This window comes from Sporosarcina thermotolerans, from assembly GCF_042658975.1.
Taxonomy (GTDB): domain Bacteria; phylum Bacillota; class Bacilli; order Bacillales_A; family Planococcaceae; genus Sporosarcina; species Sporosarcina thermotolerans.
Genome location: NZ_JBHSRM010000009.1, coordinates 56,845 through 72,276, shown reverse-complemented (window position 1 = coordinate 72,276; position 15,432 = coordinate 56,845). Strand labels below are relative to the sequence as shown.

Here is a 15,432-nt window from a genome sequence, read left to right as displayed (position 1 = left end):
CGTCAATGAAGAAAACATGGAATCACCAAGGAATCATCGAGAAATTCCAAGCGAACCGCAATGAGAAGCAAGCTGGTCCAATGAAGGCATATATGAAAAATCATTTCCCGTTTTTAGGGATCAAAAGCCCTTTGCGCAAGGCATTGATGCGTGAGCAGTTTCTTGAATATGCATTACCAGAGCCCGAGGCACTTTTTTCAGAAGCATGGAAGCTATATGGTTTGCTGGAGCGTGAATATCAATATGCAGCAATCGGGTTGATCGATAAGATGAAGAAGCATTTGACGACGGAGGATTTTCCGGTACTTCGTCAGTTCATCGAAACAAAGTCCTGGTGGGATAGTGTGGATTCGATAGCTCCTACATTCGTCGGACAGCTTGTTAGACTTGATAGGAACTATGGTGAGAATGTAATGTTAGACTGGTCTGATGCAGATAATATGTGGACAAACCGTTCTGCAATCCTTCATCAATTGAAATTCAAAGATCAAACAGATACAGATTTGTTGTTTCGCATTGTACGGCAACATGCCGAATCAAATGAGTTTTTCATTCAAAAGGCGATTGGTTGGGCTTTGCGCGAGTATGCTAAAACGAATCCGGAAGCGGTTAGGGAATTTGTAGGTGAGACTACTTTAAAGCCATTAAGCCGTCGTGAGGCGATGAAGCACATTGGCTAATTCCTTTATTCACTCTAATTCCTTTAAGAAATCTGGGTATACTTCTTTGAAGGAGTTGACCGAAGATGACTGTTAAGAATTCCGATCGTTTTATCGTCGCGTATAATCGGATTGAGAAATTACTTTCGGCGAAAGTGGATGAGGAGGGATATTTTCCATTTTATCGCCTTGTTGATAAAGTGAAGATTAAAAACTCTGTTGTTCGTAAATATGAAGATGATTTGCGGGAATTTGGGGATTTGCGTAATGCGATTGTTCATCATCGAACAGGGGTAGATTTTGTAATTGCTGAACCGCATGATGAAATCGTCCAACGGATCGAAGAAATCGAGGAGAAATTAGGCAATCCACTTAGTGTGGGTGCCCTTTTCGGTTGCAAAGTGCATACATTGCAATCCACAGATTCCCTATTCGCCGCCTTGGATTTAATGCATGAAAATAAGTTCAGCCAAGTACCAATTTATGAGGATGGGAAATTCAAGGGCTTGATTACAGCTGCAGGCATTACATATTGGTTAGCCGGTCAATCGACAAAAGGTTCCATTCCCCGGGAAATACCGACACTTTCTTCTGTTTACAATTATGAAAAACGGAAAGAGTCGTTTGAATTTGTCGAAAAAAACCTTTCTGTGTATGAAGCCGATGACTATTTCAAGCGGGCGATTACAAGGGGGACACGTTTGGAAGCATTGCTTATTACAGAAAACGCAGATCCAGAAGGGGAATTGATCGGGATCATAACGCCTTTTGATTTATTGAAAATAAAATGAGTATCAAAAAAACAGTAGGAGGTTCAGTTCGACACTGAATCTCCTACTGTTTTTATTTCATAAATCTTATTCGACTCTTTTCCGTATTGTGAAATTATCTCCAAGTAAGAGCCAATTTTGTGGGAAAGGATATCCAAGGACCCAATAACTGATGCCTCGAAGTTTATAGTCTTTTACCATATCGAATTTCGCTTGTGCACTGCGTGCATCTTCAAACCAAACTTCATGGGTGCGTCCTTCTGAATCAGTGTAACGGAAAAACGGGGCTTGAGCTGTTTCATCATATTGTATGGCTACTTGGTGTTCGATTGCTCGGCGGATCGCTTCCTGTTGGCTGAATGTTTCAGCTTCCGACCCCTGAACGAAAGGAAGAAGCCAGTCACGAGCATAAATTTGAAAACCGAACAGAATCTTCTCTCTTGGAATGACTGTGACAGCGTAGTCAAGAACTTTTTTTATCTCATTGAGGGGTGAAATTGCTTGAGCAGGCCCCTTTCGATAGCCCCATTCATATGTCATCAACACGACAAAGTCTACAATCCTGCCATGCGCTTCATAATCATGCGCTTCATAAAGTAAACCTTGTTGTTCACTACTTGTTTTTGGGGCAAGCGCTGATGATACCGAGTATCCTTCTGGGTGTAATCGATCAACCGCAAGTTGTAAAAACTGATTGTAATGCTCTCGGTCGGCAGGATACACATTTTCGAAATCGATGTTTAAACCTTGATAACCTTTCTCTTTCATGACAGCGAGTATATTCGTTATGACCTTTTCCTGAAGTTCACTACTTGAAAGTATAGTATGCGCAAGGTCGGACCCAGCAGTCGTTGCACTGAAATTTGTAATAGCTATTATTGGAACGACTTGTTCGGCGAAAGCGGATTTCAGCATTTCCGTATCATCGAGCGTCGTTAAGGTGCCATCCTCTTTCACACTATAAACAAATGGCATCCAATAAGTTAGGTACTGGCCGACTTCTTGAATTTCCCGAGCACCTGTTTCTCCTGTGTTAATCGTATAGGCGTTTACATCAATAACCGGCTTCGGGACGGTTGACTGGGAAACGGTCGGGATGACAAGAGCTTGCCCAATGACCAGTGCATTGGGGTTTTCCAATTGGTTCGCTTCAATTATCTGATCCATAGTAACGCCATACTGATGAGAAATTCCCCATACTGAATTACCCTGTTTAACGACATGAATTTGCAATTCACTTCTCTCCTTACAGTTCATCTCCTGTAGGGTATTCCAATTGAATTTGGGATGACATCATTTTCAAAGAATCCAAGCAAGATGAATGCTAAAATGGGCATAAGAACGGGGGAATTTGAATGCGGCTTGAAAGACCATCAATGAAATGGAAATCGGAACACATTGCCTATATGAAGGATTGGGATGAAGAGAAGATCAATCCAAGCAGTTTTCGTTTGATAGAGGACCTTTCTTACGAGGATTATCTAATAGAGTTGAAGGAAAAGGAAGCAGGGCAGGACAATCGGGTACCCAATTCGAATTACTTCCTTGTAGATGGGAACGACCGAATTATAGGAACGGTTACTATCCGGCATAGCCTAAATGATTATTTACGCAAAGTAGATGGCCATATTGGGGCTGGGATCCGTCCATCGGAACGTCGAAAAGGGTATGCGACGTTTCTTCTTTCCGAAGCTTTGAAGATAACTGATCAGTTAGGTATCAACTCTGTATTGGTCACTTGCAATGAAGATAATATCGGTTCGGCAGCTGTCATTATAAAGAATGGCGGAGTGGAAGATGAAAGCTTTACGGAACCGCATGGCAATGTTGTGAGGAGATTTTGGATTGAACGATAGTACCTACACTTGCATAAAGAAGAAATGGGCAGTCGCTAACATGAATGGTTAGTCGGCTGCTTTTTATTTTTATTCAAATATATGAATTACCATAAATGTCACATCAACTTCGACTACATCGTATGTTAGTTCATTATATTAAAATAAAATTGACAAGTGTAAACTATTGTTCTATTCTGGCGATAAGTAGTATACCGTATACAGTCGACAAGAATTGAGGTGTCTGTATGTCACAGTTCGTTATACAGAAAACGACATTGAAAGACCAAGTCTATGATTATTTGAAAAACGGAATCATTATGGGGCAAATTGAACCGGGAGAGAGACTGATAGAAGAGAAAATCTCTGAAACACTAAAAGTGAGCAGAAGCCCTATCCGGGAAGCCGTGAGAATGCTTGAGAAGGATGGATTATTGGAAGTACATACGACTGGGGGAGTGACCGTCGTCAATCCATCTGTAGATGATTTTCGTAACCTGTACGAAATCCGAGTGGAAATGGAGTCGCTTGCGGCGTTTTATGCTGCGCAACGCAGAGATGATGTTGAAGTTGCGGAACTAAAATCCTATGTTGATGAAATGAAAAAGGAAATGGCAAATGATAATTTTACAGATTTGCTCGATGTCAATTTTAAATTTCACGAATTGATCGTCTATGCAAGCAAAAATCCATTTCTCGTTTCGATGATACTGCAGTTAAGAGGTGTAAACAGCTTCTACAGAAAAGTGATTTTAGAGGCCAATCCAGGATACGCGGAGAAAGCGTATGAAGATCATCTAAAGATTTTTGAAGCGATTGCGAATCAAAAACCAGAGCAGGCAAGGGAATTAATGAGGCAGCATATCGAACATGATTATCAATTATTTACGAGATTAGCTGTCAAGTAGGAGGTAATGCAACCGTGTCGAACAAAAGGAAGCCTTTAGAAGGCATTAAAATTCTTGAATTAGGTAATGTGGTAGCCGCTCCATTTGCGGGAAAGCTTTTTGCGGAGTTTGGAGCAGAAGTCATTAAGGTGGAAGAACCCAAAAACGGAGACCCCCTTCGAAATTGGCGAGTGATGCATAAGGATACATCTGTTTGGTGGTATGTCCAAAGTAGAAATAAGAAAGCGATTACAATCAATCTTCGTGATCCTGAGGGGCAGGAGATTGTAAAGTCTTTAATCAGTAAGGTTGATGTTGTGCTCGAAAACTTCAAGCCGGGCACTTTAGAAAAATGGGGTCTTGGCTATGAGGATATGAAGGAAGTGAACCCATCCATCATACTTACCAGGATATCTGGATATGGTCAGACGGGACCGTATAAAGAAAAACCGGGGTTTGGAAGTGTGGCAGAAGCAATCGGCGGGTTACGTTATTTGACGGGGTATCCAGATCGTCCCCCGGTACGAGTAGGAATTGCAATCGGGGATATGGTGGCAGGCTTATACGCGGTAATTGGAACGTTGATGGCATTGCGTGCAAGAGACGAGGACCCTGAAAAGAAAGGTCAAGTCGTTGATGTTGCTCTTTACGAAGCGGTATTCAGTCTGCTTGAAGGGATTCTTCCGGAATACGGTTTGACGGGGCAGGCGAGAGAAAGGACAGGGACTACTTTACCTGGAATCGCGCCGTCGAACACCTATAAATGCGCGGACGGAAAGCATATTGTCATCGGCGGAAATGGAGACCGCATTTTTGAGCGCTTAATGATTGCAATGGGTAGGGAGGATTTGGCCAATGACCCACGTTATTCAACAAATCAAGGGCGTGCAGATCATGTGGAATTTATCGACCATGAAATTGAGCAATGGACGTTGCAATATCCACTGAAGGAAGTTCAGCGACTATTGGATGAGGCCTCTGTACCAGTCGGGCCGATTTATGGTGTTCAGGACATTATCGCAGATGAACATTATCAGGCCCGCGATATGTTGAGAGAAATCGTTCTTTCGGATGGTGAAAAATTGTTGGTGCCAGGAATTGTACCAAAGCTTTCCGAAACACCGGGAGATATCGAATGGAATGGTCCGGAATTAGGTGCCCACAACGAAGAAATCTACACAGATTTCATTGGGATATCAGCTGAAGAAATAAAGCAGCTAAAAGAGAGGGGGGTCATTTGATGGGCGAAGTCACAATTATAGATGTCAGCCCAAGAGATGGCTTGCAAATTGAGCCAGAACTGGTCTCAACAGAACAAAAGTTGAAACTTATTAACATGTTGGCCGATGCGGGTATCCATAAGGTTGAGGTCACCTCATTCGTCCATCCGTTGAAAGTACCTCAAATGGCGGATGCTAGTGATGTACTTCAGGCAATAGCCGATAGGAAAGGCCTTGAAACAACTGCTTTGATCCCCAATCTGAAAGGATACGAGCGAGCAAAGGATCACAGTTTGTCTGAAGTGAATTGGGTCAGTGCAGCAACGGAAACTTTCAATGCAAAAAATATCGGAATGTCCATTGAGGATAACATGTCCCAATTCCTGATTGTTTTGGATGAAGCGAAAAGGGACGGCATTAAAACTTGCTTCTCGGTAGCTGTCAGCTTTGGCTGTCCTTATGAAGGGGATGTGGATGAAGAGAAAGTACTGCAGATTGTCCGACGTGTCAAAGAAGCCGGCGTCGATAGGATCGGCATTGCGGACACGATTGGAATTGCAACTCCGGATCACGTCGAAAGGCTGATGAAAAGGGTACTTGACATTGCAGGTGACACTCCAGTTGCCATCCATTTGCATGACACACGCGGACTTGGGCTCGCGAATGCATATATGGCTTATCGGGCAGGGGTTAGGATATTTGAAACATCTGCGAGTGGCATTGGGGGATGTCCATTTGCGCCAGGTGCCGCAGGTAATTTGGCGACAGAGGACCTTGTTTATTTATTCGAAAGGATGAATATCCCGACAGGGGTCGATTTCAGAAAACTGTTGGGCGCCGCTGATTATGCGGCAAGTCTTTCAACAAAAAATCCGTTAGGTCGTATCCGACATGTGGAAAAACAAAGGGAAAAGGGGAAAACAGTATGAAAAAATGGATGGTAGGTTTGTTTGTAACAATTATTGGAATGGTAGTATTGTCTGCTTGCAACAATGAGAAATCGAATGATAAGGCTGCAGCTGATAGTGGGGACGGATATGAAGAAACGACAATCCGACTTGCTTATAACTTACCTCAAGATCACCATGTCGCAGTTGGTATCGAAGATTTTGCGAAAAAGGTAATCGAGAAATCTGATGGTAAAGTGAATGTGCAAGTTTACCCGGCGGGGCAATTGCTTAGCGATAAAGACATGAACCAATCGATTCTTTCGGGCGGTGTTGAAATGGGTGTGAACTCTTCGACGCTTTGGTCTTCAACTGTGCCTGCAATGGGAGTTTTCGATGTTCCTTATATTTTCAACGATTATGCTGCTGTAGGTGAAGCAGTAAATGGTGAATTTGGCGACAAGCTTCGAGGTGCAATGGAAGAAAAAGGTGCGAAAGTGTTAATATTTGCTGACTATGGTTATGTTCAATTCGCGAACAACAAGCGTCCATTAAAAACGCCAGCAGATTTCAAAGGCTTGAAGATTAGAAGTATCGGAGACTTACCATCAGAATTGATCAAAGCATATGGTGCATCACCAGTATTCATGGGTGGTGGAGAAGTATACATGGCACTTCAACGTGATACTGTCGATGGTGCAACATCAGGTACAACTGCGATGCTTCAACGTAAATATGATGAAGTTACGAAATACTTGACGGTTAATAACTATGCATATCTTGAATTCCTATTAGCTGTCAATAAAGACTACTGGGATGGCCTTCCTAAGAAGACACAAGATCTTTTGACTGAAGTGGCTGCTGAAACAGAAACGTGGATTCGTGAACAAGCTGAAAAAGAAGATACTGAATCCGCAAAAGGCCTTGAAGAAAAAGGAATGGAAGTTTACTACGTTCCTGCAGATGAATTGGACGTTTGGAAAGACGCTGCAGCTCCTGTACGTGATGTATTCGTGAAAAACGCTGGTGATCTTGGTAAAGAGCTTCTTGAGTTGGTAGACAAGAAATAATAGATTTGGGGGGAACCGCTTTGAAAAAGGTCTATAATTTTTTGGATCTGCTTGTCAGATGGGGCGCTTACATTGCGGGTGTGCTTATTTTAATCACGACAGCGATGACGTTCTATGAAGTTGTTTCGAGATCCTTTTTCCATAAACCAACTTCTTGGGCGACTGAGCTATCCATCTATGCAATCATTGGCAGCTGTTTTTTAGGTAGCGCCTATGCGGTTCGGACCTATTCACATATTACAGTTGATATATTGATTAATAATGTAAATGATCGTTTTAAAACTATCCTAGCATACCTGACGAATTCTCTTGGTTTGGTGTTTAGCATCATCTTTACACTTTATAGTTACTTGCATGTCATCAAGACATTCAACTTAGGGGTTACATCCGCATCACTGTTAAGGATTCCGATGTATATACCGGAATCCCTCCTCGTATTCGGGGGCGTGCTGTTATGTATCGCTTTCATTTTGCAGATTATCGACGGCGGCATCCATAGAGGAGGGGAGCACCTATGAATCTATTTTTTACAGGTGGTATGGGAATTCTTCTTCTCATTGGGTTACCAGTGGCTTTTACACTTAGTTTACTGGCAGTAGCAGGGATGTATTTCTTTAATGGAGGCACATTTGCCTTCATGCAGATTCCGATTATTTCGTATAAGTCATTAGATGACTTTACGCTTACTGCGTTGCCGATGTATGTGTTAATGAGCCAGGTGCTTGTCGTTAGTGGCGTCGGTCGGGATTTGTATGAAATGGCGAGCAGATGGTTCAGGCATTTCCCTGGTGGACTCGCTATTGCGACATTGTTCTGCTGTACGGTTTTCTCTGCGATTTCTGGGTCAAGTGTAGCGACTGCTGTTACTGTTGGTTCAGTGGCACTTCCGGAAATGGTACGTAGAGGATATAACAAACGACATGTATTAGGATTATTAGCAGCGGGCGGAACACTTGGAATCCTTATTCCACCTAGTATTCCAATGATCATCTATGGTTCTGTTACTGGGGAATCCGTTGGTAAACTTTTCATAGCGGGAATAATCCCTGGAGCAATTCTGACAATCACTTTCATGATTTTCTCTGCATACCAAACGCGCCATATTAAAGACATACCCGCAACTTGGGGTGAACGGCTGGAAGCCTCACGCAAGGCAATATGGGGCTTGCTGCTGCCAATCATTATCATCGGCGGAATCTACACAGGTATTTTCACACCGACTGAAGCAGCTGCTGTCGGCGTTGTACTAAGTTTCGCAATTGCAATTTTTGTTTATAAGAATATCAATTTGACAACGCTAAAGGAAATCTTGGTTTCCACAGTGAAGACGAATGCAATGATCCTATTCATCATCATTGGTGCAATGCTATTAGGCTATATCCTGACAATCCTTCAGATTCCACAGGGCATTGTCAACTTTGCAACATCTCAAGACGTTTCACCATGGATCATCTTCATTTTGATTAACATCGTCTTGCTGATCCTTGGAATGTTCTTGGAAACCGTTTCGATTTTAGTTATTACATTGCCAATTCTATATCCGATCATCATAGCACTTGGTTTCGATCCAATTTGGTTTGCTATCATTATGGTTATCAATATGGAACTGGCTCTGATTTCACCGCCAGTCGGACTGAACTTGTTCGTCTTGAAGGGATTAGACAAAGAAAACACGATTAGTGAAATCGTCAAGGGCGTTATCCCTTACGCGATAATCATGCTAGTTTTCATAATCGTACTATCCTTCTTCCCTGAAATCGCGACAGTACTCGTCCATAGCGACATTAAATAAGCAAAGCCCACGGTGAGATTTCACACGTGGGCTTTCTTCATCTTTTCGCGCAAGGGCTCATTAATTTCCTTTAACAAGCTATTCCTTGTTAAAGCTGAAAGGTAAAGCAGTTATCGTAGAAGGAGAAGGTTGATAGACCAATAGGGAGGAACCGATTATTTTTAATTGGTTCCTCTTTTTGTTTCCCTTACTATTTTAGTTGTCCCTCTTCTTAAAAAGCAGTAACTATTGATATAATAGAAAGAAACAGCTGTGGATTGCTGCGAAAGGTGGGATGATTTTATGGATCAGGAAAAATGGAGAGAACGATTACTGACGAACGAAGAGTTATTCATCGGTGAGAAGACGGCTTTCCGTTCAGCCGTCTTAATTCCACTTGTTCAGCTAAAGGGGGAATGGTGTGTGCTATTCGAAGTCCGCTCCTCCAAGATGAGAACGCAACCCGGCGACATTTGCTTTCCGGGCGGCCGGATTGACCCTACGGACGAATCCCCTCTTTTTGCTGCTTTGCGGGAAACACATGAAGAACTTGGGGTGAACCCGGATTCTGTGGAAGTACTTGCGCCGTTAAGTCCGTACATTACTTCTCCCTCATTTGTCGTCTATCCGTTTGTCGGAATCATAGATTATGAGAAAATTATTCGGTTCTATAATAAAAACGAGGTGGAAGAAGTTTTTATTGTACCGCTACAATATCTGCTCGAACACGAACCGTATATGCATGAAGTTCAGGTGGATTTATCGCCTTGTATAAATTTTCCTTACGATAAGATCCGGAATGGTGCCAACTACCAATGGAGGACGCGCTCTGTTGAAGAATGGTTTTTCGAGTATGAAAACTATACGATTTGGGGAATGACCGCGAGGATTTTAAAGCAGTTTATTGATAGTATTCGGAAATAGATAGATGAAAGGTCTATCAGTGAGCGCTTGTTAAATGCAAGCGCTCGTTTATTTCGGGAAGCGCTCGTTTATTTCGGGAAGCGCTCGTTTATTTCGGGAAGCGCTCGTTTATTTCGGGAAGCGCTCGTTTATTTCAAAAAGTGCTCGTTTATTCCAAAAAGCGCTCGTTTAATCACACAAGCGCTCATTTATTCCGTCAGTCCTCCGCTTAGCAAGCTTCTTAATACTTTTTTATCTCCAATATACGAAATCTTAGCGATTTTGTCATCGCGCATGATCGCAATACCTGTTAACTGAATAGCTGTCTTTTCCCCATCTTTATTCACATAATCAAGATTGACGATGAAATCATAATTCGTCGCTGTCACTTTGTTTTGTGCTACCTCGATATTGTTCACCTGAAGTTGATAATCGAATTTAACGGCGGCTTCATGGAATGTTACAAGTTCATTCATCATCACGTACTGCTCGAAAGTGCTTTGCGTAAAATAAGCTGCATATGTTTCCTTCAAATAGTCGGTATATTCGTCGAGTCCCATAGCATTATCATTCGAACTGTCTGACATGTAATTTAGGATAATAGCTTTTTCATTGGGTGCATTCAATTGTAATCCAATAACCGTTTTAATAGTTTCTCGGTTCTCTTCTTGCTCATCAGGTTTCGAGCAACCCACAAAAACGAGGCAAATTACGACTAAAAATACGCTTAATCCTCTCTTTTGATGTAAAATCTTTATCAATTTCATTTCACTCCTTTAGGTACCTTAAAATTATTTTAAATACCTCGTTGCACCGGCATACTCTGACTTATATGGTGCAGTGTTTATCGATATAATCTCCAAAGATCTTGAGTAGTTAGGGGAGTGAATCATTTGTCCATTCCCGATATACATAGCAACGTGGTGAACGGCACCTTTTCCTTTATTATGAGCAAAGAATAATAGATCCCCAGCTTGTAGGTTGTTTTTGGAAACAGCTTCTCCTTGTTTTGCCTGCACGGAAGAATCACGTGGGATCAAAATGCCATGTTGCTTATAGACGCTATACGTGAAACCCGAGCAATCAAATCCATATGCAGAAACCCCGGCCCATAAATAGGGGAGCTCCAAGAATCTTTTTGCTGTATCTATTAGATCTTGTTGTGTCGGCTTAGGTATATTTTTATAGTTGGAAAAGACTTTAACATCCTGCTTTTGTATAAACATAATCCCGTGTTGCGGTGTTTGGACTTGTATCCAATTATCCTCTACCTTAAGAACTGGCAAGATCGTGTTGAAACTTATCTCTAAAAACTTTGAATTTCGGAAAGTCGTGTTATATAAATGCGATTTGTTTGCAGTTACAATTGCAATATCACATTCTTCATAATTAGAATAGGTTTCTGTGATATGGGATTTTGGTACCCAACCAGGATACCCTTTACTATTTTTAGGACTCGCTTGTTCTGTGACTGCGATCTTATACCAATTGCCTCTATTTTCTAAAACTGTTACCTCTTGTCCGTACAATGCTTGTGTTTCAATCTTTCCGAGCAACCCTAACTTCTGCTCGTAATTCATGTTTTTTGTCCAACTCGATAGATCGACAGGTTTTGAAATTGATGGGTTATCAACTTTGCGTGTGGAGTTTGGAGCCGCCCATAAGGTTGTAACGGCTACATTTACAATATGTTTATTTGTGTTATTTGCTTTAAAGCAAAAATTGCCTGCAGCATAACTGTTAGGTGTATTCGTAAAAAGAAATAGAAAGACTAAGAAAAAAATAATGTAATGCTTTCTCAAACTCTGCACACCCTTATTCATTAAATTCCTACTACCAATAGTATAATGAGAATTTTTATACAATACAATTGAATTTTCAATAGACTCATTGAGGCCTTTTGCCGATTACGGTTTTAGTGAAACTTATGATCGGCAAATTCGTATACTAAATTAATAAGCAAGGAGGACTAACATGAGACAGCTGTATATCAAACAAAAGATGTTAAGTCTAAAAGATAAGTTTACTGTAAAGGACGACCAAGAGAATGAAGTGTATTTTGTGGAAGGTAGCTTCATGCAGATTCCAAAAACGTTTTCCATCATGGATTCATCGAAGCGTGAAGTAGCATTGATAACGAAAAAGATATTTAGTTTCCTACCTACCTTTTTCGTTGAGGTGAATGGCCAAGAAAGTGTGACGATTAAGAAGCAATTCTCCTTTCTAAAAGCACGGTATTCAATTGACGCAGCTGGAATGGAAGTACGAGGGAATTGGTGGGACATGGATTTCGAAGTGCTACAAAATGGAGAAAGCATTGGATCCGTCAGCAAGAAGTGGTTCACATGGGGCGATAGCTACCAGTTAGATATTGCAAACGAAACTATGGAACCTCTTCTTGTAGCGCTTGTCGTTGCAATTGACTGCGCGAAAGCGGATCAGGCTTCAGTTACATCATCAATACCCAATATGTAAATGCTATATCTGCATATAAAAAAGGAGCCAACTTGGCTCCTTTTTTCATCCAGCTAAATTGGATTACCTTCCGTAATAAGGCATATATGGATAGCGGGCCGGGTAGTAGGTTGGATGATAGGATGGATAACTCGGTGGAATAGTTTGAGCCTTAGAGGTATTGTCTTCCTTATTTTTATTGCAATCTTTTGGCGGCCCTATTATGACTGTATCTTTGATTGGCGCCAGTACTTGTTGAATCTGTCTTTCGTCCAGGCAATAGGCATTGGCGAACTCTTGAGGAGGTGTCAAACGAAGGATGTCAGAACCCCAGACAGTTTCAAGCTTATGTGTGTCATAAATGGTAAGGACATGTGTGTTATCGGCATTTGCCGTAAAATAATGCCACCATCCCTGTGGAATATTCACAGCTTGTTGGGGACGGATTCGGTAAGCTTTTAATTCTTTCGTTGTTGGATTAATCATTGAAACAATTGTTTCTCCACTAATACAGTAAATTACTTCAGACGCATTAAAATGGTAATGAGGCTCTACGCCATTTTCAGCACTTAAAAACACATCGAGTAATAAAGTGTCGCCAAGGGTTTTCATTTGTTCGCTACCTAATACATTTATATAATTGCTGTCATTTTTAGTGAAAAACCTGCTCTGTGCCAAATCGAAAGCATATATTAATTTTGGATCTTTGAAATCCACATCTTTCTTACTCAAAGACACGTCCTCCTTCAGGAATAATAGTCATATCCATAAACTATGCGAATGTCCCGGGGGGTGTGCTAAAATAGCCGCTTTTCGCATATCTTGAGGACGAGGCAGTTAGTAGACAAAAGGGGGATAAAATGCAAAAAGTAATATATATTGTTTTATTGTTGATGAATAGCATCTTATCAGCCGGTTCGTATGATAGTGAAAAAGCGGTAAAAAACGGAGACGTCATAAATATGCATGGGCCCATTTACAACTTTGCTCGGTTTGAAGAATTTATGGAGGATGTAAATAAGGGGGACACGGCCGAGGTCAGAATTACAAATTATGCGTTAGATGGAAATCCGACTTTATACAATGTGAATTTCGATGGATCTGTTTTCAATCTGGAAGTCGATCGATCAAAAAACAAGAATCGGGGGGACAACCCCAAAAAAACAAGATTGTCATGTGACAATCTTGCAAAAGAGGTGGGTGAGCAAATATATAGTTATACACTAAAGGATTGTCAGCAATCCACCAATGATCGTTTTACTCTACTCAACATTTTGAAAGAGCAAGAAGATGATCATGAGCATTAACAGATTCTGTTTTATTCTTCAATTTTCGTGAAAAACGAGTAATGTTGTGCCATTTTTAAGTGGTCTACATATACATATAAAGAACAACACGATAAATTGAGATAAATGTATCTAACATAAAGCTCTATGATGCTACTCTACATAATTTCTTACTCGGTACCTTATTTGGCACAAATGCTGCAGAGTATATGGAATTCGTATGAAACAATTTCCATTTGAATTTAATCTAATACTTTACTCGCAAGTACAATTAGATGAACACTAATTGTATCCAGAAAAATAACAGTGCCAACGTTACGATTGTTGAGATGGGGATTACAATTAAAGATACACTCAAGTAATCTTTCCAGCTGATTTTTATATTATTTCTTCTTAGAATACTCATCCAAATGAGGGATGCTAATGTCCCAATTGGCAACAGCAATGATCCGATATCACTTCCGATAATATTTGCCAGATAAATGGTTTTTAAGGTGATTGGGTCTAACCCCATTTCAGTCAATGTAATTGTCCCAATCATCAAAGCCGGATGATTATTGAAGAAGTTGGAAAGGATTGACACCAATCCACCCATGGTGAAACTCGCTTGAAATATTCCTTGATTGACAATCGGTTCACATAACTGCACGAGAAAAGCTGTAAGTCCAACATTATGCAGACCGTAGATAATCACGTACATGGAGAATGCGAAAATCAGAATATGCCAAGGTGTCTTTTTCAAGATGTCTACCGGATTCGTCCGTAAATGGTACCATCTCCACAAAAGCAGGAAGACCGATCCAAGCACAGCAACAATTTCAATGGGAACGTTAATATAAGATGCAACAAATAGAAGACAACGCATGAGGAAGACAAATAGCAAGATTTTTAACATTAATCTTGTACGTTTGCGCTTTGTTTCGACAGGCAGTTTTGTCTTAAGTGGATGAAAGTTTTTAATGAAAAAGGATTCTTCAATATCCATTATGGAATCAGGCAGCTTTTTCGGCAAATTTTTCTTTACAACAATGTACATTAGGAATGACATGAACAACAATCCTAATGTTCCCGGGACAAACATCATTGCCGTATGCATCCAAAGTGACATGTCAATGATATTCAATGCTATTAAGTTCACGATATTACTAACGCCTATGGGAGCACTTGACGCCGTCGCAATAAGTGCACCACATAACAGATATGGTATTTGTTGTCGGGGTTTAAGTTGAATGTTTTTTAGTAGAAGGATTAAGATAGGTGTTGTAATGAGGATGCTACCATCGTTATTAAATAGAAGTGTCATTAAAAAACAGAGTAACTGAATGTTCCAGTAAAGGTGATAACCCGATCCCTTTGAAAGTTTGGCTAATTTCGCTGCTGACCAGTGGAAAAATCCGAAACTTTCCAGTATAACAGCCATCACAATCGTTGCGATAATGGTAATGGAGGCACCACCAATTTTACTGATGATATCTACTATGTCTTCCCACGAGACAATTCCTGCTATGAGGATGAATCCTGCTCCTACCGATGCAGGCCATGCCTCGTTCAATCCTTTAGGTCTCCAAAATATGACTGACATTGTCAGTAGGAAAACCATACTTGTTATTGCAATTTGAAAACTCATGCATATGCACATTTCCCTTCTTTTTTTATTCGTCAGTAATGTGTTGATCCGTTTCCTTGTATG

The 15,432-nt window shown here is 40.9% G+C and carries 17 protein-coding genes; 12 read left to right on the top strand and 5 right to left on the bottom strand.

Annotated elements, in window-relative coordinates; all coding sequences use genetic code 11:
- The first annotated feature begins 5 nt into the window (after positions 1-5).
- Both ACFPZG_RS05795 and ACFPZG_RS05790 read left to right on the top strand, forming a co-directional pair.
- Entirely contained in the window at positions 6-680 is a 675-nt protein-coding gene (locus ACFPZG_RS05795; protein WP_283733921.1) for a DNA alkylation repair protein, read from the top strand.
- Positions 681-745: 65 nt separating this feature from the next.
- Positions 746-1,450 (top strand): CBS domain-containing protein, encoded by a 705-nt coding sequence (locus ACFPZG_RS05790; protein ID WP_317940884.1) that lies wholly within the window; start codon positions 746-748, stop codon positions 1,448-1,450.
- 66 nt (positions 1,451-1,516) lie between these two features.
- On the opposite strand, the gene ACFPZG_RS05785 is transcribed toward ACFPZG_RS05790, so the two are convergent.
- Positions 1,517-2,662, bottom strand: coding sequence for a glycosyl hydrolase family 18 protein (locus tag ACFPZG_RS05785; protein WP_283733923.1), 1,146 nt, complete (start codon positions 2,660-2,662; stop codon positions 1,517-1,519).
- A 122-nt stretch (positions 2,663-2,784) separates the two neighbouring features.
- Between ACFPZG_RS05785 and ACFPZG_RS05780 the strand changes: the two genes are divergently transcribed.
- The 8 genes from ACFPZG_RS05780 (at position 2,785) to ACFPZG_RS05745 (ending at position 10,023) form a co-directional block, all read left to right on the top strand.
- Entirely contained in the window at positions 2,785-3,285 is a 501-nt protein-coding gene (locus ACFPZG_RS05780; protein ID WP_317940883.1) for a GNAT family N-acetyltransferase, read from the top strand.
- A gap of 227 nt (positions 3,286-3,512) precedes the next feature.
- Positions 3,513-4,172, top strand: coding sequence for a GntR family transcriptional regulator (locus ACFPZG_RS05775; RefSeq protein WP_283733925.1), 660 nt, complete (start codon positions 3,513-3,515; stop codon positions 4,170-4,172).
- 14 nt (positions 4,173-4,186) lie between these two features.
- The gene (locus tag ACFPZG_RS05770) at positions 4,187-5,392 is read left to right on the top strand and encodes a CaiB/BaiF CoA transferase family protein (RefSeq protein WP_283733926.1); all 1,206 of its coding nucleotides are present in this window, start codon (positions 4,187-4,189) and stop codon (positions 5,390-5,392) included.
- Entirely contained in the window at positions 5,392-6,300 is a 909-nt protein-coding gene (locus ACFPZG_RS05765) for a hydroxymethylglutaryl-CoA lyase (protein WP_317940882.1), read from the top strand. Before ACFPZG_RS05770 ends, ACFPZG_RS05765 begins: the two co-directional genes overlap by 1 nt.
- The gene (locus ACFPZG_RS05760; RefSeq protein ID WP_283733928.1) at positions 6,297-7,328 is read left to right on the top strand and encodes a TRAP transporter substrate-binding protein; all 1,032 of its coding nucleotides are present in this window, start codon (positions 6,297-6,299) and stop codon (positions 7,326-7,328) included. The genes ACFPZG_RS05765 and ACFPZG_RS05760 overlap by 4 nt, the downstream gene beginning before the upstream one ends.
- Before the next feature lie 20 nt (positions 7,329-7,348).
- On the top strand, positions 7,349-7,846 hold the full coding sequence (locus tag ACFPZG_RS05755) for a TRAP transporter small permease (RefSeq protein WP_283733929.1): 498 nt from the start codon (positions 7,349-7,351) through the stop codon (positions 7,844-7,846).
- Positions 7,843-9,120 carry a TRAP transporter large permease gene (locus ACFPZG_RS05750; RefSeq protein WP_317940881.1) on the top strand — a complete coding sequence of 426 codons (1,278 nt, stop codon included), beginning with the start codon at positions 7,843-7,845 and terminating at the stop codon, positions 9,118-9,120. The genes ACFPZG_RS05755 and ACFPZG_RS05750 overlap by 4 nt, the downstream gene beginning before the upstream one ends.
- Before the next feature lie 282 nt (positions 9,121-9,402).
- The gene (locus tag ACFPZG_RS05745) at positions 9,403-10,023 is read left to right on the top strand and encodes an NUDIX hydrolase (protein WP_317940880.1); all 621 of its coding nucleotides are present in this window, start codon (positions 9,403-9,405) and stop codon (positions 10,021-10,023) included.
- Positions 10,024-10,211: 188 nt separating this feature from the next.
- On the opposite strand, the gene ACFPZG_RS05740 is transcribed toward ACFPZG_RS05745, so the two are convergent.
- Complete coding sequence (locus ACFPZG_RS05740; RefSeq protein ID WP_283733931.1) at positions 10,212-10,763, bottom strand: hypothetical protein; 552 nt, start codon at positions 10,761-10,763, stop codon at positions 10,212-10,214.
- A gap of 30 nt (positions 10,764-10,793) precedes the next feature.
- Positions 10,794-11,804 carry a C40 family peptidase gene (locus ACFPZG_RS05735; protein ID WP_381426436.1) on the bottom strand — a complete coding sequence of 337 codons (1,011 nt, stop codon included), beginning with the start codon at positions 11,802-11,804 and terminating at the stop codon, positions 10,794-10,796.
- 172 nt (positions 11,805-11,976) lie between these two features.
- On the opposite strand from ACFPZG_RS05735, the gene ACFPZG_RS05730 reads away from it, so the two are divergent.
- Complete coding sequence (locus ACFPZG_RS05730) at positions 11,977-12,477, top strand: LURP-one-related/scramblase family protein (RefSeq protein ID WP_283733932.1); 501 nt, start codon at positions 11,977-11,979, stop codon at positions 12,475-12,477.
- Between the two features lie 63 nt (positions 12,478-12,540).
- Here the strand turns inward: ACFPZG_RS05730 and ACFPZG_RS05725 are convergent, their stop codons facing one another.
- Complete coding sequence (locus tag ACFPZG_RS05725) at positions 12,541-13,194, bottom strand: cupin domain-containing protein (RefSeq protein ID WP_381426435.1); 654 nt, start codon at positions 13,192-13,194, stop codon at positions 12,541-12,543.
- A gap of 122 nt (positions 13,195-13,316) precedes the next feature.
- Here ACFPZG_RS05725 and ACFPZG_RS05720 point away from each other — a divergent pair, with 122 nt between their 5' ends.
- Positions 13,317-13,763: a DUF4362 domain-containing protein gene (locus tag ACFPZG_RS05720; RefSeq protein ID WP_317940879.1), complete on the top strand. Its 447-nt coding sequence runs from the start codon at positions 13,317-13,319 to the stop codon at positions 13,761-13,763.
- Between the two features lie 250 nt (positions 13,764-14,013).
- Here the strand turns inward: ACFPZG_RS05720 and ACFPZG_RS05715 are convergent, their stop codons facing one another.
- A complete protein-coding gene (locus ACFPZG_RS05715; RefSeq protein ID WP_317940878.1) occupies positions 14,014-15,369 on the bottom strand; it encodes an arsenic transporter in 1,356 nt (451 codons plus the stop codon).
- Positions 15,370-15,432 lie beyond the last annotated feature (63 nt).

What these genes read in the sequence shown, in the direction of transcription:
- ACFPZG_RS05795 (WP_283733921.1), top strand. Translation starts at nt 6, where the DNA reads ATGAAGAAAACATGGAATCACCAAGGAATCATCGAGAAATTCCAAGCG.
- ACFPZG_RS05790 (WP_317940884.1), top strand. Translation starts at nt 746, where the DNA reads ATGACTGTTAAGAATTCCGATCGTTTTATCGTCGCGTATAATCGGATT.
- ACFPZG_RS05780 (WP_317940883.1), top strand. Translation starts at nt 2,785, where the DNA reads ATGCGGCTTGAAAGACCATCAATGAAATGGAAATCGGAACACATTGCC.
- ACFPZG_RS05775 (WP_283733925.1), top strand. Translation starts at nt 3,513, where the DNA reads ATGTCACAGTTCGTTATACAGAAAACGACATTGAAAGACCAAGTCTAT.
- ACFPZG_RS05765 (WP_317940882.1), top strand. Translation starts at nt 5,392, where the DNA reads ATGGGCGAAGTCACAATTATAGATGTCAGCCCAAGAGATGGCTTGCAA.
- ACFPZG_RS05760 (WP_283733928.1), top strand. Translation starts at nt 6,297, where the DNA reads ATGAAAAAATGGATGGTAGGTTTGTTTGTAACAATTATTGGAATGGTA.
- ACFPZG_RS05750 (WP_317940881.1), top strand. Translation starts at nt 7,843, where the DNA reads ATGAATCTATTTTTTACAGGTGGTATGGGAATTCTTCTTCTCATTGGG.
- ACFPZG_RS05745 (WP_317940880.1), top strand. Translation starts at nt 9,403, where the DNA reads ATGGATCAGGAAAAATGGAGAGAACGATTACTGACGAACGAAGAGTTA.
- ACFPZG_RS05730 (WP_283733932.1), top strand. Translation starts at nt 11,977, where the DNA reads ATGAGACAGCTGTATATCAAACAAAAGATGTTAAGTCTAAAAGATAAG.
- ACFPZG_RS05720 (WP_317940879.1), top strand. Translation starts at nt 13,317, where the DNA reads ATGCAAAAAGTAATATATATTGTTTTATTGTTGATGAATAGCATCTTA.
- ACFPZG_RS05715 (WP_317940878.1), bottom strand. Translation starts at nt 15,369, where the DNA reads ATGAGTTTTCAAATTGCAATAACAAGTATGGTTTTCCTACTGACAATG.